This window comes from Rariglobus hedericola, assembly GCF_007559335.1.
Lineage (GTDB): Bacteria > Verrucomicrobiota > Verrucomicrobiia > Opitutales > Opitutaceae > Rariglobus > Rariglobus hedericola.
The window spans coordinates 1412281-1433821 of sequence record NZ_VMBG01000001.1 but is presented as its reverse complement, the minus strand read 5'-3'; the positions used below and the strand labels follow the sequence as shown (position 1 = coordinate 1433821).

The window sequence follows — 21541 nt, the reverse complement described above, 5'->3', positions numbered from 1 at the left end:
TTTTACCGGAAACACGAGCGCAGGTTTTCTCAGATGTCCGGAGGCCCCGGACCTGGAGCAGGTTCCTTGGGTCGGAGTGATTGAGTTGAGGGTCTGATTTTTCGAGGACGGGGATCAGTTGGTTTAAACGAATTCCACAGTATGCCCGCGTGTTCGCGGGTTAATGGTGCATGGCACCGCTCTCTCGAAAAAATGAAAAATGTGACTCCTCTAAAATCCGATTCATCTTCCGGTGAATCGTTATTCAGCGCGTGGGGATGCTTTATCGGCATCTTACTCGGGCTGGTGGCAACTCTGGTGATCGGTCGTTGGTATTCCAACGCGATCGCGGCCGGTATCACCGGTTATATCATCGGCGCTTTGATAGATCGCAGCCGCAGGTAAGTGCTAACGGATCGTCCGGGCGGTGAATCCGCCCGGACGATTTTAGCTGGGTCGTCTCAGAGACGTCCGGCCGCGTAACGGATCGCGCGCTGGTGCGCGGTGAGTCCGGGATCTTCGGATGTGTCGCAGAGCGCGAGGAGCGCCAAGCGCAGAGCTTCGGCGTGGTCGCCGAGGTCGTGCAGCGCGAGCGAGAGGAAGACGTCGAATTCGCGGTTGTCGGGGAACTGGAGTTGTCCCGAGCGAAGCACGTCGGCGGCGCGGGCGGGTTTGCCCAGGGTGCGCAACGTGGTCGCGAGGCCGATCAAGGCGTTGGCGTGTTCGTTGGGCTCAAGGCCGAGCGCGACGGCTTTTTCGTAGTGGGGCAGGGCGTCGGCGGGCTTGCCGGCGGTGTCGAGCGTCCACGCGAGCTGGTAGTTGATTTCTGCGACGTTGGGGAAACGCGCGTCCATCTTACGCAGCAAGTCGGGCACATGGTCGGCGCGTCCGCTGTGGCGGGCGCCGACGATGGCGTCGAGTTCGGGTTTCCAGTCGGACATTTCGGGACTTAGGCCTTCTTTTCGAGGGTGCGCTCGATCTTCACCGGCAGGGCGCGGGTTTTGATTTCGTCCACTACGCGCGTGAGGTAGTCGGCGAAGAGCATCGTGCCTTCGTCGCCTTTGGCGCGGCTGCGGACGCTGACGGAGAGCGTTTCGGCTTCCTTGCCGCCGAGGACGAGCGTGTAGGGAATCTTGTCCAGTTCGGCGCGGCGGAGTTTGGCGCCGAGCTTTTCGTTGCGGTCGTCGAGCGTGGCACGGATGCCGGCGTCGCGGAGTTGCTTGAGCAGTTGCGGACCGTAGTCGCCAATCTTGTCGCTGATGGGCGCGAGGCGCACTTGCTCGGGGGCGAGCCACACGGGGAAGTCGCCGGCGAAGTGTTCGATGAGCACGCCGCAGAAACGTTCCATCGAGCCGAAGGGCGCGCGGTGAATCATCACGGGGCGGTGTTTTTCGTTGTCGGCGCCGATGTAGTGCAGGTCGAAACGCACGGGGAGAACGTAGTCCACCTGGACGGTGCCGAGCTGCCATTCGCGGCCGATCACGTCTTTGATGACGAAGTCGATCTTCGGTCCGTAGAACGCGGCCTCGCCGGGCTCCTCGGTGAAAGGAACGCCGAGGGTCTTGGCGGCGTCGCGGCAGGCGTTTTCGGCGAGGTCCCACTGCTCGGGGTTGCCGGCGAATTTCTTGCCGTCGGGGTCGCGGAGGCCGACGCGCACGCGGTAGTCGGACATGCCGAGCGTGGTGAGCACGGTTTTGACGAGCGTGAGACAGCCTTGGATTTCGGCGGCGACCTGCTCCTGCGTGCAGAAGAGGTGGGCGTCGTCCTGCGTGAAGCCGCGGACGCGCGTCATGCCGTTGAGTTCGCCGGACTGCTCCCAGCGATAAACGGTGCCGAACTCGGCGAGGCGCACGGGAAGGTCGCGGTAGGAGTGCGGCTGCGAGGCGAAGATCTTGATGTGATGGGGGCAGTTCATCGGCTTCAGCATGAAGCCGTCGAGGAGCTTGGTCGGGTCCATCACACGCTCGGCACCGATGACTTCCTTACCGGCGCGCTCGTTAATGCCGGCGGCGAAGTGCGCGGACACGGCTTCGAGGCGGGCGGTCATCTCGGCGCAGCCGCAGCCTTCGGAGGCGATTTGCGCGAGCTGGTCGGGCTCGGGGATGGCGGGGAATTGCGACTCCTTGTAGTAGGGGAAGTGACCGGAGGTCTTGTAGAGCGCGAGCTTGCCGATGTGCGGCGTGAAGACTTGCGAGTAGCCCTGCTTGCGGAGTTCGCCGCCGATGAAGTCCTGCAACTCCTGGCGGATGACCGCGCCGTTGGGCGTCCAGAGGATGAGGCCCTGGCCGACGTCTTCGTCGATGTGGAAAAGCTGGAGTTCCTTGCCGAGCTTGCGGTGGTCGCGGGCCTTGGCCTGCTCTTGGCGTTCGAGGAATTGGGCGAGTTCTTCCTTGGTGGGGAAGGCGGTGCCGTAGATGCGCTGGAGCTGCTTGTTCTTCTCGTCGCCGCGGTGGTAGGCGCCGGCGATGGAGAGGAGCTTGAAGGCTTTCAGTTTCGCGGAGTAGCGGATGTGCGTGCCGGCGCAGAGGTCCATGAACTCGCCGTTTTGGTAGAAGGAGATTTGTTCGCCTTCGGGAATGTCGGCGAGACGGCCGAGTTTGTAGCGCTCTTGTCCGCGGGAGGTGATGATCTCGACGGCTTCTTCGCGGGAGACTTCCTTGCGGTAGAAGGCCTGATTTTCACCGGCGATTTTTTTCATCTCGGCTTCGAGGGCCGGGAGATCGTCGAGGGTGAGTTTTTTATCGAGATCGATGTCGTAGTAAAAGCCGGTGTCGGTGGGCGGTCCGATGTCGAGTTTGGCATCGGGATAGATGCGCAAGATGGCCGTCGCGAGGATGTGCGAGGCGGAGTGGCGGAGCTCTTCGAGCGGGGACATAACGTGGGACATGGCGTGTGGTGTTTAAACGATCCTGCCTACGATTGCAGGGTCGAACGGGTAGCTTGGCGAGGCGACGCGCCGCCCGTCAAGCAAGGCGGCGGGCAGGGCGATCAACGCGCGATGCCGCGGCGCCAGAGGATGGTGGTCTTTTCGGACGGCGCCCAGACCAGCAGGACCGCCATGATGCCGTAAATGGGCAGGTGTCCGACGAGTTCGACCCAGCTGAAGAGGGTGAGCGTGAGGTTGATGACGCCCCAGGCGGCGATGATGATCGTGCGCGGGAAAATCCCGAAGGCCAGGAAGAGGCCGATGAGTAGTTCGGTGGTGCCGGCACACCAGATGAACGCGGTGTCCGACATGGCCAGGCCGAGCGCGCCGGTGAAGTTGAGCTGATGTTGTTCAAGGAATAGCTGGGCGAGCGCGGGATTGGCCAGTTTTTCGGTCAGCGCCACGAAGGCGAAACCTGCGCCGATGGAAATGCGCAGCGCGGTCATGCCGCGGTCGAGGAGCGCGGGGGAGGGTTCCAGATTGGGGAAGATCAGGCGGTCGATGGAGCAGGGGCCGCGACCGGTGCAGTAGAAGAAGATCGCGACGCCGAGGTAGTGGAGATTTTCCAAGGCGATTTCCCAGCCGAGCAAGGCGGCACCCGCGACCCAGAGCAGGCCGAGCGCAACCGCGAAGAGACGGGTCAGTCCGCCGTAGAGAAAACTCAGGGCGATCGCGATCTCGACGGTGCCCAGCAGGTAATTCAACGGTGCGGCGGGCGCGTTGTTGGGGGAAAAAAGCCGGCCTTGCACGCCGAGCACCAAGAGCGGCACCGCGAAGTGAACGCCGAGCACGACGGGGACCCAACCGTAGAAACGGGCGAGTCCTTCATCGGTCGCGCCGAGTCGCTCGGGGCCGGGGATGAGGTCGCGCTTGTTTCGTTTCCGCCAGAAAAACGCGGCGACCAGCGTGATCGCCACGGCGGCTCCTACGGCCGAGAGGCAGAATGGGGAGATGAAACCGCTCGGTTCCAGTGCCGGCGGTTGTCCGGCGACAAACCATTTTTCGTGGGCGCTGGCCGACGTCGCGAGCATCAGGCCCGCGAGTCCGGCCGTGATCGTCTTCATGAAGGTCTGGTCGGAACCGATGGAACGCATGCGGTTTTCATGATGAACGGACGTCGGGCGGTCAATGGCCGCGGCGCCGAGCGGTCGCTGTCGGATTACTTTTTCGCCGGTTCGAGAGAGTAGCCGTCTTTGCGGTCGAGCATGGTCCAGCCGGCGGCGGTCAGGTCTTTGCGGAGGGTGTCGGCGGCGGCGAAATCCTTGGACTGCTTTGCGGCCCAGCGTTTTTCGGCGAGGGCGGCGATGTCGGCGGGGATGTCGGCTTTCGGGGTGACGGGCTCGGTGAGATCGAGGCCGAGGGCGAAGAGAATTTTATCTAGGCGGTGAACGATCAAAGCTGCTTGTTCAGGGAAGACTTTCTCGGGTGCCCACTCGTGTATTTCACTGAATAATTCACCTAGAGCAGCAGGTGAATTTAAGTCCTCAAGCAGCGATAGGTATACGAGGGCAAACATACTGCTCTCATTAACAGGAATAGCGGTGCCAGCTCGTTGTTTAATGGAAGTATAATACTTACGCAGAGTTCCTAGTGCTTTTTCGGCGGCGTGGAGGGAATCGAGGGTGAAGTTGAGTTGCTTGCGCGGGTGGCCGGCGAGGAGGGCGTAGCGGAGCGCGGCGGGGCTGAAGCCTTTGGCTTTGAGGTCGTCGAGCGTGTAGAGGTTGCCGAGCGACTTGCTCATCTTCTTGCCGTCAACGAGGAGGTGTTCGCTGTGATACCAGTGGTGGGCAAAGGTCGTGCCGTTGCAGCATTCGCTTTGGGCGATCTCGTTTTCGTGGTGGGGGAAAAGCAGGTCCACGCCGCCGGTGTGGAGGTCGATGGTGTCGCCGAGGTGTTTCTTGCTCATCGCGCTGCACTCGATGTGCCAGCCGGGGCGGCCCTGGCCCCACGGGCTTGGCCAGAAGACGTCGCCGTCGTCGGGCTTGTGGCCCTTCCAGAGCGCGAAATCGGAGCCGTCTTCCTTTTCGTCGGCGTCGTGGGTCTGCGGTTTGTTCGAGGGCGCGGCTTGTTTCAACTCACGCTCTTTGACGCGGGAAAGACTGCCGTAGTCGGGATCGGAGGAGACTTTGAAATACACGGAGCCGTCCTCGGTGCGGTAGGCGTGACCTTTCTTTTCGAGGATCGAAATCATGTCGATCTGCTCGGGAATGTGTGTGGTGGCGGCAGGCTCGACGTGCGGGGAAAGGCAGTTGAGCGCGGCGCAGTCGGCGTGAAATTTTTCGGTCCACTGGCGGGTCACATCGGCGAGGGGGCGGCCTTCTTCGCGGGAACGACGGATGGTTTTGTCATCCACATCGGTGAGGTTGCGGACGTGTTTGATCTTGTCGGCGCCGAACTCGAGTTCGAGGAGGCGGCGGAGAAGGTCGTTGACCACGAAGGTGCGAAAGTTGCCGATGTGCGCGGCGGCATAGACGGTCGGTCCGCAGTTGTAGAAGCGGAAAACGCCGTCGGGTTGCGCGGGGCGGAGTTCGCGGGTCTCGCGGGTGAGCGAGTCGTGGAGCTTGATGGCCATGGAAGCCGTAACGGTTAACAGGCTTTGGCGGCGGGCGGAAAGGGGAAAAATGGGTGGCGACGAGGCGCCGGGCGTGCTTTGATGGCGGTCCATTTTCCCATGAGTGCCGCCTTCAAGCTCGATTTGACCCATCGTCCGCGTCGTCTCCGCCGGAATGCCACCGTGCGTTCCCTCGTCGAGGAGACCGTTTTGCGTCCGGCGGACTTCATTGCGCCGCTCTTCGTGGTGGACGGCAAAGGTGCCCCCGAGGCCATCGCGTCGATGCCCGGCGTATTGCGCTACAACGTGGCGGATCTCGTCAAAGAATGCCGGGCGCTGGCTAAGCTGGGCGTGCCGGCGGTGGCGCTGTTTCCGAAGCTGGATAAGAAATTCAAGAACGACACGGGCACGGCGGCGTTGGATGAAGATGCGCTGATTTTGCGCGCGGTGCGGGCGGTGAAGAAGGCGTTGCCGGAGTTGGTCGTGATGACGGACATCGCGCTCGATCCTTACACGACGCACGGGCACGACGGCGTGCTGACGGCGGATGGGGGCGATGTGGCGAACGATGCCACGGTGGAAATTTTGACCAAGATGGCGGTGCTGCACGCGGGAGCGGGGGTGGATTTTGTGGCGCCGTCGGACATGATGGACGGGCGCATCGGGGCGATCCGGCAGGCGCTCGATGCTGCGGGTAATACGCAGACGTCGATCATGGCATATTCGGCTAAGTTCGCCTCGGCGTATTACGGGCCGTTTCGTGATGCGGTGGGTAGCGCGGCGGCCGCTGGGACGCGTGGCCTCGACAAGCGCACGTATCAGCTTAATCCGGCGAATCGGCGCGAGGCGCTGATCGAAGTGGCGTTGGATGAAGCCGAGGGCGCGGATGTGTTGATGGTGAAACCGGCGGGCGCGTATCTGGACATCATCCGTGAGGTGCGCGAAGCGACGAAGAAGCCGGTGGCGGCGTATCAAGTGTCGGGCGAATATGCGCAGATCATGGCGGCATCGCAGCTGGGTTGGCTGGATCTGGCAAAGACGCGCCACGAGTCGTTGCTGGCGATCAAGCGGGCGGGGGCGGACATGATCCTCACTTATTTCGCGAAGGAGATGGCGGCGGAGTTGAGGTGAGGGGCGAGCCAGCGCGTTAGGGACAACGCTCTCCACCTTTAGGCACAAAAAAGCGGCTCCTTTGGGGAGCCGCTCTTTGTTTAGCGCTTCTTCTTTTTGGCGGGCTTGGGCTTTTCGTCCTCGTCGTCGTCATCATCGTCTTTCGACGGTTTTTCGTCGTCGTCGGAATCCTCGTCTTCGTCGTCGTCGCCGGACTTCTTTTTGACGCCGTCTTCGTCGTCCTTGTCCTCGTCATCTTCATCCCACTTGAGGGAAGAGTCGCCTTCGAGGGACTTTTCGTCCTCTTCGTCGAGGTCGGGGAGATCGTCTTCGTCGATGTCGTCGTCGCCCTTGCTGGCGCGCTCTTCGCCTTCTTCGGATTCCCAGCCGGCGGGGACGTAGTCCAGGATCGCGCTGAGTTCGTCGAAGGTGTGGATGGCTTTGCCTTCAATGAAACTGGTGTTCTGGTCTTCGCGGATCTCGTCCTCGACTTCATCGACGGTGAGCTTCGACTCGAAGTCGAAGATGTCGTTGAGCATCTTCACGCGGCAGCGGGTGAGATGGTCCAAGAGGTCGGCGTAGGGTCCGTTTTCTTCGTCGAGGATGTCGGCTAGGGCGAAGAGTTTTTCCTCGGACTCGAAGAAGGAGTCTTTGACGCGCTTGAGGCGCACGCGTTGTTCGCCGGCTTCCTTCTCGATGCGGAAGGCGATAAACGCGGCTTCCATCATGTCCTGGTCGAAACCGTAGTCGCGCAGGGGCTCGACGAGGTCGATGAGGTGGGACATCTGGCGGGGGTCGATGATGCTGAGGCCATCGACGTCCCAACGGACGGAGTCACTGACTTCGTCGACCCACCAGTTGTGGTCTTCACCTAGACGAACGATGCACCAGTCGAGAGTTGCGGAGGATTTTGCCATACGGGTTTCTGAAAGATTGGTCGGAGCAAAGAGCGCGTGGAGTGAAGGAGTCAAACCGCGAAAACAACTTTCTTGAAAAGTTTTCCGGCCTGTCGCGGGCCCCGTGGGGAACGTAGATGGAAACGGATGGCGCGATACTTGATTTTTAGGGCGGTGATTACCAGTGTGCGCACATCTATGGATTTTTTCTATGAGAAGGTAATGCGCCCGTTTTTGTTCAAGATGGACTCGGAGCCTGCGCATGAATTTGGCGTCAACGCGCTGGCGTTGCTCGGCAAGCTCACGCCGTTGTGCCGCCTGATGGAGGCGTGCAACCAACTGCCTTCCTCGCTCTACAAACCGGTCGAGGCGTTCGGGCTGCAGTTTCCCAACGCGATCGGGCTCGCGGCGGGTTTCGATAAAAACGCGCGCGCCTGGGAAGCGGCGGCGGCGCTCGGTTTTGGTCACGTTGAAATCGGCACGGTCACGGCGCTCGCGCAGCCGGGCAACGAGAAGCCGCGCATGTTCCGTTATCCGTCGGAAGAGGCGGTGATCAACCGCATGGGCTTCAACAACGAGGGCTCCGAGGCGGTCGCGGCGCGTCTCGCGAAACAACCGGGCGTGGGCATGCGTCGCATTCCGCTGGGCGTGAATCTGGGCAAATCGAAGGTTGCCCCGCTCGACGGCGCGACGGCGGATTATCTGGCGAGCTTTGCACGGTTGGCGGATTACGCGGATTATCTGGTGTTGAATGTGTCGAGTCCGAACACGCCCGGGTTGCGGACGCTGCAGGACGAAAAACCGCTGCGTGAGTTGCTGGGCGCGATCATGGCGGCGAACCGCGAGCGCGCGGCGAAAAAGGGCGGGGCGTTGCTGCCGGTGCTCTTGAAAATCGCGCCCGATCTCACGTGGCCGCAGATCGACGCGGCGCTGGGCGTGATCGCGGAATTCGGACTCGCGGGCGTGATCGCGACGAATACAACGCTGGCGCGGCCGGGGTATTTTGCGGACGTGAACCAGATGGGTGGCCTGAGCGGGCGTCCGGTGGAGCGCAAGTCCACGGAGATCGTGAAATACATCTCGCGCACGACGGACGGAAAGCTGCCGATTATCGGCGTGGGCGGAATCTGCGACACGCGCGGTGCGTCCGAGAAACTCGATGCAGGCGCGACGTTGGTGCAGGTTTACTCAGGGATGATTTATCGCGGGCCGTTTTTTGCGAAGGAGCTGGCGCGGGGAGTGGCGGATCGGCAGCGGCGCTGACGCGGGAAGTAGCGGGTAGGTTCGGACTCGGGAGCGCTGAGGTTTGAATGCTCGCTACTCACTACCCGCTACTCGCTACTTTTGAGAGGCGCTGCGCCGCTCAGATGCTCCAATCCCACGCCTGCATCTCGGCGGCTTCGCGGCACTCGAGTGCTTTTTCTTTTTTACGCCGCGAGCGGATAACGAGGTTCTCGTTTTTGTAGTAGGCGATGCTGTTCGAGGGAACCGGTTCGAGGATCCAGACGTTGGCACCGATGATGGAGTGCGCGCCGATCTTGGTGTCGCCGCCGAGGATGGTGGCGTGCGCGTAGATGGTGACGTTGTCGTCGATGTCGGGATGGCGTTTCACGCCCTTGATCGGGTTGCCGTCGTTATCGACCTCGAAGGACTTCGCGCCGAGGGTGACGCCTTGGTAGATCTTGACGTGGTTGCCGATGCGGGCGGTCTCGCCAATGACAACGCCGGTGCAGTGATCGATAAAAAAGTGCGTGCCGATCTGCGCGCCCGGATGGATGTCGGTGCCGGTGCGTTCGTGGGCATACTCGGTGAGCATGCGAGGGAGGATGGGCACGCCGAGTTTGTAGAGTTCGTGGGCGATGCGCTGGAGCGAGATCACGAGGACGCACGGGTAGGCGAGGATGATTTCCTCGGTGCTGCGGGCGGCGGGGTCGCCGTTGTAGGCGGCCTGCACATCGGTTTGCACGATACGGCGGATGTCGGGCAGGCGGCTGAGGAGCTCGGTGGTGATCGACGCGGCGCGGACGGAGGCGTCCTCGGTGCGGGCGTGCGAAAGGGCCTTCTCGATGTTGGACGAAAGGCTGGTCTGAATCGCGCCGAGACGCGACGCGGTGAGCGCGGGAACCTCTTTCTTCGTGACGGGCTTTTGCTCGAAAAACCCCGGGAAAAGCAGGTGCATGAAATCGGACGCGAGGCGGTTCACCGATTCGTCGGAGGGCAGGTTGATGCCGTCGAGGTGGTTGATGCCGCCCTCGGTTTCGTAGGAGGCGAGCAGTGCCTTCGTGATGTCGTCCAACGTCATGGGATGGCGGACATTCCACGCGGGGGGGCGCGGGGTCAAATCCAGATGCGAGACGGTGAAGACCGCGCTTGCTCGCGGCGCCGGTGGGAGGGCACCGAAAACGGTTGGCTGAAAGCTGCATTGCCTAACGCGTCGGCGGACCTACGGTGCGGTGTTTTCTTCTATGCCAACCAAGTTCCGCCCCTGCATCGACCTCCACGACGGTAAAGTGAAGCAGATCGTCGGCGGTTCGTTGCGCGATGATGGCGCGGGGCTGCGCGAGAATTTTGTGAGCGATGAAAGCGCAGCTTCGTTTGCCGCGCGTTACCAGGCTGACGGGCTGTTCGGCGGGCATGTCATCAAGCTGGGGCAGGGCAACGACGAGGCTGCGCGCGAGGCGCTGGCGGCGTTTCCGGGCGGGCTTCACATTGGTGGTGGTATCAACGCTGACAATGCGACGCAGTGGCTGGAAGCGGGCGCGAGCCATGTGATCGTGACCTCGTGGCTCTTTGATGCGGACGGACGGTTTCTCGACGACCGGCTGGAAACACTGAAGCGCCGCGTGGGCGCGGAGCGCCTCGTGCTCGATCTCAGTTGCCGTCGCACCGCGAGTGGCTGGACGGTGGCCATGAACCGTTGGCAGACGCTGACGGATTTGCACGTGACGCCGGAGATACTCGACCGTCTGGCGGGGAGTTGCGCGGAGTTTCTGATTCACGCGGCGGATGTTGAAGGACTGTGTGGCGGCATCGACGCCGACCTCGTCGCCCTTTTGGGCGGATGGGGAAAGATTCCCATGACCTACGCCGGCGGCGTCGCCACGATGGATGACGTTTTAAAAGTAGAGCACGCCAGCGGCGGAAAACTCGATCTCACCGTGGGTAGTGCGCTGGATATCTTCGGCGGTCGAGGTGTGTGCTACACAGACTTGGTGTTGTGGAACCAGCGTCCGGAGCAGGCATAAAAAAACCGCACTATAAAAGTGCGGGTTCTAAAATGGTGCTCGGGAAGGGACTCGAACCCTTACGCCTTTCGGCACACGCCCCTCAAACGTGTGTGTCTACCAATTCCACCACCCGAGCATGTTTCTAACGAAGGGAAGGCGGACTAAGATAAATCTCTCGGGCCGTGTAAAGCCCCGAAATGCATTTTTCTCACGTCGGGAAACAGCTTGCTACTCCTCCGCGCGCATGGAGACTGCCCGAGCGCATTAGCGCCTCCCAAGACCGCCTTCAGTCAAACACCTACGCAGGCTTATAAGCCCGCATCGCTCCGAATGTCCGAGACGCCTCCCAACGATAAACCGGCCAAAGATTTTAACAAAATCGATTTGGCCCAACTCCAAAGCTTCAGCTTTGGCACGCAATGGTCCCAAGACAAAGCCGACCCCGCCGGCAACTCGGGAGGCTCACGTGAACCACGTCGTGACGACCGTCCGCGTCGCGATGACCGTCCCCGCCGTGAAGGCGATTCCGCCGGCGCGCCCCGCGATCGTCGCGGTTTCCGCAAGCCCGCCGGTCCGGTTGAAGGTGGCGCACCTTCTTCGGCTCCCGCAGGTGACAACTCTGCTGCTCCGTCCCAAGCCCCTCGCGAACGTCGTGAAGGTGGCTTCGATTCCCGCGGCCCGCGTCGCGAGGGTCCCGGCGGCGGTGCTCCCCGTGGTGAATACCGCGGCGGCGGCCAGGGTGGTGGTCCCCGTTTCGGCGGCCCCCGCGAAGGCGGCTTCGCTCCCCGCGAGCAGGGCCCCTATATCAGCCCGTTTTTCAACGTTACTTTCTATCCGGAAGACACCGGCTTCTCCGCGCTGGCCAAGGCGATTCGCGCCTCCTGCCGCACCTACGAGCTCTTTGAGATCGCCCGCGTGATCATCGGCAAGAACGACCGCTTCATCGCCGTCGTTCAGCACAAGCCCTCCGAGGGTGCCGCTCCCGCGACCAAGCCCGCTCCGTTCGCGATCTCCGTGCCGGATGGCATTCCCTTCGAAAACGAAGAGGCCGCCATCAATCACGTCCTCGAGAAACATCTCGGCCAGTTCTTTGACTCCGCCGAGGTCGAGATCGATGCGCCCAAGGGCAACTTCCAGGTCATTAACAAGTGCACCGTCACCGGTGAATTGCTCGGACCTCCCAATTACCACCGCTACAACCAGATCGTGCAGCAGCACCATGCAGCCAACATCAAGCTGCCGTTCGAGGTGTATCGTAACAAGATCGAGTCCGTCCGTGAGCCCGAGGTGATCGCGCAGTGGCTGGAGAAGATGAAGAAGGCCACGCGTTATACGTTGAAGCTCGCTTCGTCCGCCGTCGCTGCGGTCGCGGCTCCGGCTCCTGCGGTCGAGGCTTCCGCCGATGCCGTTGCGCCCGCCGAAGGTGAAGCCGCTGCGCCTGAAGTTGCCGCCGAGGTGCCTTCGGCTCCCGAGGCTCCCCAAGCTCCTTCATTCGATTCGCTCGAAGAAGCCCGCGAATATCTGCTCGGCACCGCCAAGGATAAGATCGTCCGCACGGTCGAGTCCCTGCGCTTCTCCGGCAAGAACCTCGAAAACCTTCCCGCCGGCGAACTCCGCCGCACGATCGAAGGCGCACTCGAGCGTCAGCGCCGGTTCCCGCTAGATACCGCCAATGCGCTCCGCGGCCGTCTGCGTCGTGAGAGCTTCACGATCTTCAAGAAGGGCTCGAAGGGCATCAGCTACGTCTGCGCGGTGAAGCGTAAGTTCCGCATCCCGAACCAGACGTTCTCCGATTCCATCGGCGCGCTGATCGCGTTCATCGAGACTCATCCGATGATCAAGGCTAGCGAACTGTCCGACAAGTTCCTCGGCTTCTCCGCTCCTGCCGCTCCGGCGAAGGCCGCGGAAGGTGCCGCGCCCGAGACAGTTGCTCCGGCCGCGCCCGCGCTCAGCCCGGAACAGTCCGCCAAGCTCAACCGCCTCAATGGCGACCTGCGCTGGTTGGTGAGCGAAGGCTACGTCACCGAGTTCATCGATGGACGTCTGTTCGCACCGGCCCCCGTGGTTGAGTCGCGCAAGAAGGAAATCGAGAGCGCCGAGCACGATCCGGAGAACTTCCCCGAGGCTCCCGCTACCGAATCCGCTCCTGCATCGGAATAAAATCCGCTGATCGCTGAAGCCGATTGTGAGTTTCAAAGGCCGCCCTGAAACGGGCGGCTTTTTTTATTTGATCAACCCAGCAGGCGAATCGTGTGGCGCTGGTCCGGGGTGATACCGAGTTCCAGATGAAGCGCGTTGGCGGGAATCCACGCGGCGATTTTTTCGGGCCACTCAACGGCGAGGCACCACGGGCTCACCAGAAAATCCTCGAGCATGAGTGCATCGATCTGCCAGTCGTTTTCGAGGCGATAGGCGTCCATGTGCACGAGCGTGCGCGCGCCGCCTTTGTAGAGCGTGAAGATGTTGAACGTCGGGCTCGTCACCGGATCAGTCACCCCAAGGCCGCGTGCTAGGCCTTGCACAAAGGTCGTTTTGCCCACGCCGAGATCGCCGTGAAGTGCGAGCGTGCTGTCGGGTGGCAACGCGGCGGCGAGTTCGCGCGCGAGCGCATGCGTCTCGGCGGCGGACGCGGTGGTGACGCCCTCGCGGAGTTTAGCGAAGATGCTCATAGCCGGTGAAATCGTCGGGGTTAAGCGCGCCGGCCTCGAGCGTGCGCGTAAAGCGGCCGATGCAGGTGAGGCGGGTCTTGAATTTTTTGCGCCAGGCCGTTTCGAAGGCGGAGCGATCGGTGCGTGCGGCAACGGTGAACAACAATTCGAAATCTTCGCCGTCGGATAATGCGTGGGTAAGCGCGGAGCGTTGGTCGCGTTTGGCGAGCGTGCGTGCGGCGGCGCTGATGGGAATCGCAGCCCCGATGAGTGATGGCACTGCGCGTTCTGGAGTGAGGGCGTGCAGATCTTTGGCGAGGCCGTCGCTGAGGTCCATGAGCGAGCGCACGTCGCGACGATCGGCGAGCCAGCTGCCTTCGGCGAGGCGTGGAGTGAACCTGTGATGGTGGCCGAGGATACTGCCGCCGAGTGTGCCGGTGACGTAGATCCAGTCGCCGATTTTCGCGCCGCGACGCGTGAGGGCGCGGGGACCGCGGGCTTCGCCGATGAGGGTGAGGGTTGCGGCGAGTCCGCCCTGTTGGCGCGTGATGTCGCCGCCGGCGATGGGCACGCCGTAGCTGCGTGCGGTCGCGGCGAGACCACGATAAAATTGTTCAAGCCAGCGCGTGCTTACCTTCGGATCGAGCGCGAGGGCGATCACGGCGGCGCGCGGGTGTCCGCCCATCGCGGCGATGTCGCTGAGGTTGCGCTTGAGGAGCTTGGCGGCGACGGCGCGCGCAGGAATGGAATCGTCGAAGTGTTCGCCGTAAACTACGGGATCAACGGTTACCAATTGCGGATGGCGCGAGGCCGGCAGCACGGCGCAGTCGTCGCCGATGCCAAACGGTGATGGAGGTGTGGCCTTGCCCAACCAGCGCCGGATCGCCGCGATCAAACGCAGCTCTCCCAGCGAGCTGACGGAATCGGCGGTGTTGGCGGTGAAGGGGTGCACGCTATTTACACAGGACAAGCGGTGGCGGGAATCAAGCGGTGACTCCGGCCATCACCAGGACGATGGTGTGCAGGTTGAAGAGCGCGTGGGCGATCATCGGCACCGCGATGTTGCCGGTGCGCTCGTAGGCCAGGGCGAAAAAAAGCCCGAGCGCAAAGAGCGGCAGGAAGGCGACGACGTTGCCGTGCAGGACTGCGAAGATCACTGCGGGCAGGATGAGCGCGAGCCAGCGCGGAATACGGGTGCGCAAGTAGCGAAACAGTCCGGCGCGAAAAATCATCTCCTCGGTGACGGGGGCGATTACGGACGCCAGCACGATCATCGCCACTAGGAAGGACGGGCTTTCGGCATTGCGAAACAGATCGACCATTTCCTGTTCTTCCATGGGGAAACCGAGTGACTCGACCACGATTTTCCAGACGAAGCCGATGCCGCCGATCACCGGCAGGGCGATCGCAAATGTAGCGATGCCGGCTATGAGAAAATTGGGCGTGCGTGGTGCTGGTGCCCGCGCAGCGGATGCGGTGACGGCGGGTTCCGGCAGCGGCGGTGGCTGGCTGGTCTTGGCAAAGCGTGAGATAATAATGCTGATGAAACCGCCGCCAAGCATACCTAGTTGAAAAGCGGCGCCTTGCACGATTTGCCACCAGTCTCCGTTGCGGGCGGCGGGACCGAGAATGTCGTCGTTCAGGTAGGTTGCGGCGTGCGGCAGTAAAAGTCCGCCGGCGACGACCAGCAGAATACTCATGACAAAGCCCTCTACGGATACAGTCCAAGGCCTGAGCGTAGGCCGGTGTGAACCAAGCCGTCCCGTGAACAGTCGGACCAGCAAAAGCAATCCAGCCAGCCAGCAGCCGATTTCGGCAACGATGATCAAAGTGGGCGGATTGACAGGATCGGGCATGGTCAGGAGCGGCGGTCGTTAATAATCGGCGGGAGCGGCAAGAGCGCAACGCCGTGGCTGCAATGCGAGTCGGGCCGCGTGAATTGGTCGCCGCAACGTGGACAATACGCGCAGGCCTCCGGCGATTCGCGCAGTGGTGGCGCCAGTAAATCATCAGGGGAAACCGGCGGAGTCTGGCTCGCAAACGCGGCGAGCACGACCGGCTCAAGGAGTCGCGCGGACGAATCTGCAAGCGCGCTGATATCGGCTGGAAGTCCGGCGGGCCTGAGTGGCCAATGCAGATCACGCAGAGTGTCGGCGGCAAAGGTCTGCGCGACACCGGGGCGGGAGCAGGCCAGCGCGACCGCCAGCGGATGAAGACCACCGGCGAGCTTGGCGGTCAGGTGCAGGCGCAGACGTAAGGCTTGCGGAGGAACGAGCAGGGCGGTGAACAAGGCACTGGCGCGCTCTTGTCCGGCCTTTGGAAAAAAGCGCCGGTGCAGCCGGTAAAATAATACCAATGCGGTGACGTGAGCCGCCGCGTAGGCGACCAGATAGACCGGAAGCACGCCGACGAGTGCGTCGTGCATTACGGGCGGAATGTGCGACGGAACGTCGAGCAACACATACGCACTCAGACCGGCGGCAAACAGCAGCTGCACCGTATTCAAAAAAGCGAGACTGCGGCTGCGCACCATGATGGATTGGAAGCGGCGGCGAAGGCGGGCGCTGGAAAACCGGCCTGTCTGCCACGCGGTCAATCGTGTGGTGCGCGCCTCGGGCGATAGCGGTGCGAGTTCTCGGGCGAGTGCTTCGAGCGCTTTGGCTGTAAGGCCGGGTGAGGCCGGTGTGAAGCGACGTTCATTGATGAAAATCCAGCCGCTCCGGTCTTCGATGCGCTGGATATCCTCCCAGCGAAAAATCGCGACATGCTGGGGCAAGGGTGGTGGACGCGAGGCGGAGACAGACGGCCAGTTGGTGAGGCCTTCCGGTGCCAGTGAAGCGGGGAGATCCTCGGCGATCAGCGCGCACGCATCGGACAACGGCGGAATCAAAAACCATGAACTCTGCGTGACGCGCAGGTGCGAGGTGCGATCGCCAAACCAGGCGTAAAAGAAAAGGCGGTCACGCCGGCCGCCACGCAGTCCATCCGCAAGGTAGAGACCCCAGAATACAGCAAGGATCGACCACCATTCGGAGGACATGGATGCGGACGCCAAGATCAGGCGTCGGGATTACGCCCGGTGATCTTGTTCCAGAGTTTGCCGATGGCGCCGAACAGGGCGACGGCACCGAAGACGAGGAACTTCCAGAATTTCTGGAAGAAACCGAGTTTGAGCGCGACGGCGCCGGCACCGCCGAGCACGAGGGCGGCGAGACCGTATTCGGCGATTTTGTCGCCCTCCTTGAATTCGGCGTAACGCTGGCCGGAGACATAGGTGTAGCGGTTGGTCAGCAGGGAATCGGCGGCGGCGGAGTCGGCGGCGAAGGTCTCGTTGTCGGTCACGAGGGTGACTTCCATGACGCCGCCACGACCGAGCAGGCGGATGCTTTCGTTAATCCAGTAGCTCTGGTGGTTGTCGCGCGAAGAGGTGAGCTTGATGGCCCACTTGAGGTTGTTGGTCTTGGTGTCGTAATGCGGCTCGGCGGCCCAGCCGGCGATTTTCATTTCGTCCCAACCACGCTTCACGCGCTCCTTGTTGGCCGCGTCCTGATTGGACGTCATCGACTTCATGAGCTTGGGGGCTTCGAGGGAGTTCTTGTCGTCGTCCTTTACGTAGCCCGAGTCGTCGTAATCGAAGAAGAGCATCCATCCGCCGGGGGCGATGAGCACGCCGACTTCACTGCCACCCATGGAATTGCGGGTGAACTCGTAGAATTTTTTCAACGAGCCACGCTCCACGGCGTGGAAACCTTCGGGTAGCGTGATCTCGGCAATGTCGCCCAGCTTTACCTTTGCAGGACTGGCGGCGAGTTTGATGCCGTTGGCTTCGAGGGCCTGGACGAAGGTTTCTTGCTGCGGTGCTTCGACGACGGGCTGCTCTTGGGCGAACAGACCGGAAGCAGCGCAGGAGAGGGCGATCAGCAGGCCGGAACGGCCGAGGAGGCGAGCGAACATAGTATGGATGAAGCGGACGGGAGCGTTGCGGAGAAAGAGGGACGGATCAGGCAGAGATCTTGCCGTTGTTAAAAACCACCTTGCCGTCGACGATGGTGGTCTTCACGCGACCGCGGAGTTCCTGCCCGTGCCAGGGGCTGTTGCTGGATTTGCTGAAACCGGCCTTCGCGTCGTAAACCCATTTCTCGTTGGGATCGAAGAGACACACATCGGCAGGGGCGCCATCGGCGAGGGTGCCGGCCTCGAGCTTGAGGAGTTGCGCGGGCTTGCGGGTGAAAAGATCAACGACCGTCGCGAGCTTGAACTTGTTTTTGCGCACGAGGATTTCGAGCGAGACGGCGAGGGCGGTTTCAAGGCCGAGGATGCCGTTGGGCGCGTAGTCGAATTCCTTGTCCTTCTCGTAGTCGGTGTGGGGGGCGTGGTCGGTGGCGAGAATGTCGAGCGTGCCGTCGCGCAGACCTTCGATGATGGCGATGCGGTCCTCCTCGGTGCGGAGGGGCGGGTTCATCTTGAAATGCGTGTCGTAGGTGCCGCAGGCCTCGTCGGTGAGGGCGATATGGTGCGGGGTGGCCTCGGCGGTGACGGAGACGCCACGGGCCTTGGCGCGGCGGAGCAGCTCGACGGAGGCCTTCGACGAGATGTGCTGCATGTGAATGTGCGCGCCGGTGTAGGTGGCGAGAATCACGTTGCGCGAGACGATGATGTCTTCTGCGGCGTTGGGCCAACCCTTGAGGCCGAGACGCGTGGAGACGACGCCCTCGTTCATCACGGCGCCGACGGTCATGGAGTGGTCCTGACAGTGATCCATGAGAGGCAGGTCGAACATCTTGGCGTATTCGCACGCGCGGCGCATGAGGTCGTTCGATTGCACGCAATCACCGTCGTCGGTGATGGCGATGACGCCGGCGCGTTTGAGCGAGCCGATGGGGGCGAGGGCCTGGCCTTTCATGCCAACGGTGATGCAGCCGGTCTGGTAAACCTTGATGCAGGCCGTGCGGGCGATGGCGTCTTTGATCTGCTGGATGGTGCCGGCGGTGTCGGCGACCGGGGCGGTGTTGGGCATGCAGACGACCGAGGTGAAACCACCGGCGGCGGCGGCGCGGGAGCCGGTTTCAATGGTCTCCTTGTGCATCTGGCCGGGCTCGCGGAAGTGGACGTGGATATCCACGAGGCCGGGGCAGGCGACAAGGCCCTTGGCATCGATCTTTTTGGCCTTTTTCTTTTCGGCGGAGGAGAGCGAGGCGACGATTTTGCCGTTGGAGATGAAGAGGTCGCCGACGGCGTCGCGCTTGGAGGCGGGATCGATGACGCGGGCGTTGGAAATCCAGAGGGAAGGCATGGCGCGGGAAAATTTAAATTAGGCTGAAACGACGCTCTCGGGCTGGCCGCCGGAGCAGAGGTAGAGGACGGCCATGCGGACGGCGATGCCGTTGGTGACCTGTTCAAGGATGACGCTGTTGTTGCCGTCAGCCAGTTCGCTGTCGATTTCGACGCCGCGGTTGATGGGGCCGGGGTGCATGATGATCGCCTTCGGGTTGAGCCAGCTGGCGCGGGTTTTGTTGAGGCCGAAGAGACCGGTGTATTCGCCGAGGGAAGGGAACATGCCGGCGGTCTGGCGCTCGTGCTGTATCCGCAGGAGCATGACGACATCGGCGTCGGAGAGCGCGCTCTTCAAGTCGTGGGAGACGGTGACGCCGAGGGCCTCGAAGGTGCGCGGGACGAGAGTCGACGGGCCGACGATGGTGACATTGGCGCCAAACTTGGTGAGCGCGTGGATGTTGGAGCGGGCGACGCGGCTGAAGAGAATGTCACCGAGGATGACGACCTTGCGGCCCTTGAGGGAGCCGAGGTGTTCGCGCATCGTGAACGTGTCGAGCAGGCCCTGCGTGGGATGCTCGTGGGAACCGTCGCCGGCGTTGATGACGGGGATGCCGAGGATCTTGGAGAGATAGAGCGGCGAGCCGGCCGCGGAGTGGCGGATGACGATCATGTCGGCCTGAAGGGCCTCGATGTTTTGCGCCGTGTCGCGAAGCGTCTCGCCCTTGGTCGTCGAAGAGCTGGAGCCGTCGAGCGAGATGACGTCGGCGCTGAGGCGCTTGGCGGCCATGTCAAACGCCATGCGGGTGCGCGTGCTGGGTTCGAGGAAGAGATTGACGATGGTCTTGCCGCGGAGAGCGGGGACTTTTTTCACGCTGCGGCCGAGGATTTTTTTAAACGCGGCGGCGGTGGCGTGGATCTGGTCGATCTCGTGAAGGGAGAGTTCCTCGAGGGTGAGGAGATGGCGGCGGGTCCAGGGCATGAGAGGGCGGAGGAGAAGGAGTGGGTGGCGGGTCGCGAGTCGTGAGTAGTCGGAGGCGAGCTACGTTACTTGGCGGCGGGTTTGGAAGGGAGGATCGTGACGGAGTCGCGAGGCGGCTTGGCGGTGTCGAGTTGGACGACGATCTTGCAGGCCGAAGTGACGTCGAAAGTGAGACCGGTGTAGTCGGCGGCGACGGGCAGCTTGCGGCCGCCGCGGTCGATCAGGATGGCGAGTTCGACTTTGGCAGGACGGCCGTGGTCGAAGAGTTCATCGAGGGCGGCTTTGACGGTGCGGCCGGAGAACAGGACGTCGTCGACGAGAACGACGGTGGCGCCGGTGACATCGACGGGAATGAGAGTGGGAACGAACTCCTTGGGGATCGGGTTGCGGTCGATGTCGTCGCGGTGAAACGAGATGTCTAGGACGCCGGATTTGACGCCCAGTTTTAGAGCAAGACGGCGGGCGAGCTCGATGCCGCCGTTGGCGATTCCGAGGAGAATCAGCGACTTGGTCTTGGCGTGGCGTTCACCAATGGCTTGGGCGAGCCGGTCGATGGCGGCTTGGATCTCGGCGGCGGGTAGGCTTTTCGGTGCGGGCACAGCGGTTGGTTGTGCCGGTGTGCGCAGGGGCGGACAAGCGGGAAATCCGCCCTGTTTAATCCGCCAGGCGGACCATGCAGTTGCCGGCCTTTTCCTCGAGCTTCAACAGGCCTCGTTTCTGGCCCTCGCGGAGGAGGTCGGTGAAGGCGCTGAAACCGTAGGCGCGCTCGTTAAAACCGGGGTTTTGGCGCTTGATGGCCTGCTTGACCATGGACGCCCAGATGCTCTCGTCGGCACCGCGCTCGTCGATCAAGGCGTTGACCGTGGCTAGGACGAGATCGAGTGCCTTGGCGGGATCGGGGCGCTTGGGCTCGGAATTGGTGTTGGCGGCGGCTTTCGGCGCGGCGCTGGCGGCCTTGGTGGAGCGCGGGGTGGTCTTGGCCGGGGCGACACGGACGAGGTCGTCGTAGTAGATGAACTCGTCGCAGTTGGCGATGAACAGGTCGGACGTGGAGTTTTTAACGCCTACGCCGATGACGGTTTTGCCGTTCTCGCGGAGTTTGCTGACGAGCGGGGAAAAGTCGGAATCGCCGCTGATGATGGCGAACGCGTCGACGTGCTCGTTGGTGTAACAAAGGTCGAGGGCATCGACGACCATGCGGATGTCGGCGGAGTTTTTGCCAGACTGGCGCACGTGGGGAATCTCAATGAGTTCAAAGGCGGCCTCGTGCAGCGGGCGCTTGAAGGCCTCGTAGCGGGCGAAGTCGCAGTAGGCTTTTTTGACGACGATGTTGCCCTTGATGAGCAGGCGCTCGAAGACCTTGGCGATATCGAACTGGGGGAAGCGGGCGTCCTGGGCGCCGAGCGCGATGTTTTCGAGATCGAGAAAAACCGCGAGGGTGTAGGTCGAATCGTGCGATGTCATGGCGGGGAGGCTAGGTGTGCGGAGGCCGATGGCGATGGCTGATTACGGGCGCGAGGGTGCTTATTAGACAACCGGCCGCCGGCCGAAACCCCAGGAGAAGCCGGCCTGCAAGTGTTCGTGTCCGCCGATGCGGACGCCGTGAAACATCGTCTCGGCCATGGTCGTGGCTTTGAGCAGACGCGCCACGTCGATCATGAGCTCGGCATCGGCGACGAGGCGCTCGACGTCTTCGTCAGGATAACCAGCCCAATACTTCAAGTCGTGAAGAAAGCCGGCGGAGTAGATGCTGATGCCCTTCCACTCGTTGACCCAACCGGTGCAGCCGTCGCTTTTGAACGGACGCACGGGCGGATCGGACTCGATTTTTTTCCAGAGCGTGGTGAGTCCGTAGAAGGCGCAGATTTCCTTGATTTGGGGGAGCGGGACGATCTCGCCCATGGCGGGCAAGGAGATCGAAGGAGGCGTGGAGTCGGGCATGGGTGCGGGC

21 protein-coding genes and 1 tRNA gene are annotated in these 21541 nt (G+C 62.3%); 5 read left to right on the top strand and 17 right to left on the bottom strand.

Annotated elements, in window-relative coordinates; translation table 11 throughout:
• Positions 1–192 precede the first annotated feature (192 nt).
• Positions 193–384 carry a hypothetical protein gene (locus FPL22_RS06280; protein WP_144229249.1) on the top strand — a complete coding sequence of 64 codons (192 nt, stop codon included), beginning with the start codon at positions 193–195 and terminating at the stop codon, positions 382–384.
• A gap of 56 nt (positions 385–440) precedes the next feature.
• Here the strand turns inward: FPL22_RS06280 and FPL22_RS06275 are convergent, their stop codons facing one another.
• The 4 genes from FPL22_RS06275 to cysS form a co-directional block, all read right to left on the bottom strand.
• Entirely contained in the window at positions 441–920 is a 480-nt protein-coding gene (locus FPL22_RS06275) for a tetratricopeptide repeat protein (protein WP_144229248.1), read from the bottom strand.
• Between the two features lie 8 nt (positions 921–928).
• Positions 929–2866, bottom strand: coding sequence for a threonine--tRNA ligase (gene thrS, locus FPL22_RS06270; RefSeq protein WP_144229247.1), 1938 nt, complete (start codon positions 2864–2866; stop codon positions 929–931).
• 101 nt (positions 2867–2967) lie between these two features.
• Positions 2968–3999 carry a DoxX protein gene (locus tag FPL22_RS06265; RefSeq protein WP_144229246.1) on the bottom strand — a complete coding sequence of 344 codons (1032 nt, stop codon included), beginning with the start codon at positions 3997–3999 and terminating at the stop codon, positions 2968–2970.
• Between the two features lie 65 nt (positions 4000–4064).
• Positions 4065–5477, bottom strand: a complete 1413-nt coding sequence (gene cysS, locus FPL22_RS06260) for a cysteine--tRNA ligase (protein WP_144229245.1) — start codon at positions 5475–5477, stop codon at positions 4065–4067.
• Between the two features lie 99 nt (positions 5478–5576).
• Between cysS and hemB the strand changes: the two genes are divergently transcribed.
• Entirely contained in the window at positions 5577–6587 is a 1011-nt protein-coding gene (hemB, locus tag FPL22_RS06255; RefSeq protein ID WP_203235122.1) for a porphobilinogen synthase, read from the top strand.
• Between the two features lie 80 nt (positions 6588–6667).
• Here hemB and FPL22_RS06250 read toward each other — a convergent pair whose 3' ends face one another.
• Positions 6668–7483 carry a hypothetical protein gene (locus FPL22_RS06250; RefSeq protein WP_144229243.1) on the bottom strand — a complete coding sequence of 272 codons (816 nt, stop codon included), beginning with the start codon at positions 7481–7483 and terminating at the stop codon, positions 6668–6670.
• Positions 7484–7660: 177 nt separating this feature from the next.
• On the opposite strand from FPL22_RS06250, the gene FPL22_RS06245 reads away from it, so the two are divergent.
• Positions 7661–8725 carry a quinone-dependent dihydroorotate dehydrogenase gene (locus FPL22_RS06245; RefSeq protein ID WP_144229242.1) on the top strand — a complete coding sequence of 355 codons (1065 nt, stop codon included), beginning with the start codon at positions 7661–7663 and terminating at the stop codon, positions 8723–8725.
• A 100-nt stretch (positions 8726–8825) separates the two neighbouring features.
• Here the strand turns inward: FPL22_RS06245 and epsC are convergent, their stop codons facing one another.
• Positions 8826–9764 (bottom strand): serine O-acetyltransferase EpsC, encoded by a 939-nt coding sequence (gene epsC / locus FPL22_RS06240; RefSeq protein ID WP_144229241.1) that lies wholly within the window; start codon positions 9762–9764, stop codon positions 8826–8828.
• Between the two features lie 163 nt (positions 9765–9927).
• Here epsC and hisA point away from each other — a divergent pair, with 163 nt between their 5' ends.
• Positions 9928–10707: a phosphoribosylformimino-5-aminoimidazole carboxamide ribotide isomerase gene (gene hisA, locus FPL22_RS06235; protein ID WP_144229240.1), complete on the top strand. Its 780-nt coding sequence runs from the start codon at positions 9928–9930 to the stop codon at positions 10705–10707.
• A gap of 33 nt (positions 10708–10740) precedes the next feature.
• On the opposite strand, the gene FPL22_RS06230 is transcribed toward hisA, so the two are convergent.
• Positions 10741–10825 (bottom strand) — tRNA-Leu (locus FPL22_RS06230).
• 194 nt (positions 10826–11019) lie between these two features.
• On the opposite strand from FPL22_RS06230, the gene FPL22_RS06225 reads away from it, so the two are divergent.
• The gene (locus tag FPL22_RS06225; RefSeq protein WP_144229239.1) at positions 11020–12849 is read left to right on the top strand and encodes a hypothetical protein; all 1830 of its coding nucleotides are present in this window, start codon (positions 11020–11022) and stop codon (positions 12847–12849) included.
• Positions 12850–12920: 71 nt separating this feature from the next.
• Here FPL22_RS06225 and tsaE read toward each other — a convergent pair whose 3' ends face one another.
• From tsaE to FPL22_RS06175, 10 genes are all read right to left on the bottom strand, one after another.
• Positions 12921–13358, bottom strand: coding sequence for a tRNA (adenosine(37)-N6)-threonylcarbamoyltransferase complex ATPase subunit type 1 TsaE (tsaE, locus tag FPL22_RS06220; RefSeq protein ID WP_144229238.1), 438 nt, complete (start codon positions 13356–13358; stop codon positions 12921–12923).
• Positions 13342–14289: a thiamine-phosphate kinase gene (gene thiL / locus FPL22_RS06215; RefSeq protein WP_144229237.1), complete on the bottom strand. Its 948-nt coding sequence runs from the start codon at positions 14287–14289 to the stop codon at positions 13342–13344. Before thiL ends, tsaE begins: the two co-directional genes overlap by 17 nt.
• Positions 14290–14320: 31 nt before the next feature.
• Positions 14321–15193 (bottom strand): CPBP family intramembrane glutamic endopeptidase, encoded by an 873-nt coding sequence (locus FPL22_RS06210; RefSeq protein WP_144229236.1) that lies wholly within the window; start codon positions 15191–15193, stop codon positions 14321–14323.
• 2 nt (positions 15194–15195) lie between these two features.
• Positions 15196–16377, bottom strand: coding sequence for a hypothetical protein (locus FPL22_RS06205; protein ID WP_144229235.1), 1182 nt, complete (start codon positions 16375–16377; stop codon positions 15196–15198).
• 17 nt (positions 16378–16394) lie between these two features.
• Complete coding sequence (locus FPL22_RS06200; protein ID WP_144229234.1) at positions 16395–17291, bottom strand: DUF2167 domain-containing protein; 897 nt, start codon at positions 17289–17291, stop codon at positions 16395–16397.
• A gap of 46 nt (positions 17292–17337) precedes the next feature.
• Positions 17338–18630 (bottom strand): dihydroorotase, encoded by a 1293-nt coding sequence (locus FPL22_RS06195; RefSeq protein ID WP_144229233.1) that lies wholly within the window; start codon positions 18628–18630, stop codon positions 17338–17340.
• 18 nt (positions 18631–18648) lie between these two features.
• A complete protein-coding gene (locus FPL22_RS06190) occupies positions 18649–19590 on the bottom strand; it encodes an aspartate carbamoyltransferase catalytic subunit (RefSeq protein ID WP_144229232.1) in 942 nt (313 codons plus the stop codon).
• A 65-nt stretch (positions 19591–19655) separates the two neighbouring features.
• The gene (pyrR, locus tag FPL22_RS06185; protein ID WP_144229231.1) at positions 19656–20189 is read right to left on the bottom strand and encodes a bifunctional pyr operon transcriptional regulator/uracil phosphoribosyltransferase PyrR; all 534 of its coding nucleotides are present in this window, start codon (positions 20187–20189) and stop codon (positions 19656–19658) included.
• 55 nt (positions 20190–20244) lie between these two features.
• Positions 20245–21054 carry an NYN domain-containing protein gene (locus FPL22_RS06180; RefSeq protein WP_144229230.1) on the bottom strand — a complete coding sequence of 270 codons (810 nt, stop codon included), beginning with the start codon at positions 21052–21054 and terminating at the stop codon, positions 20245–20247.
• Positions 21055–21117: 63 nt separating this feature from the next.
• Positions 21118–21531 (bottom strand): hypothetical protein, encoded by a 414-nt coding sequence (locus tag FPL22_RS06175; protein ID WP_144229229.1) that lies wholly within the window; start codon positions 21529–21531, stop codon positions 21118–21120.
• Positions 21532–21541: the final 10 nt, after the last annotated feature.